Origin of the sequence: uncultured Cedecea sp., from assembly GCF_947498825.1 — a bacterium.
Taxonomy (GTDB): Bacteria; Pseudomonadota; Gammaproteobacteria; order Enterobacterales; family Enterobacteriaceae; genus JGM124.
The window spans coordinates 1-204 of the sequence record NZ_CANMLV010000110.1 but is presented as its reverse complement, the minus strand read 5'-3'; the positions used below and the strand labels follow the sequence as shown (position 1 = coordinate 204).

Here is a 204-nt window from a genome sequence, read left to right as displayed (position 1 = left end):
AATTTTGGCGTGGAGTTTTGCGACCTTTAGCTTTGCTTTAGCGCGGTTACTTGAGCCTTTTTTCTTCTTGCTCAAGCCTCGCTGTAGCAGGGCTAACTGTTTCGCATATCTCGCCGTATGCCGGAGGTTGCCGGTTTTAAATCCGGTATCGGTGACGAACACATCTTTTAAACCCACATCAATGCCCGCTGTTTTAGCCGAAAC

General features: G+C 48.0%; 1 protein-coding gene. It reads right to left on the bottom strand.

Annotated features, from left to right (window positions below):
• Positions 1-204 (bottom strand): transposase (locus Q1A40_RS23125; protein ID WP_300006131.1); only part of this gene is annotated, 204 nt, incomplete at both ends.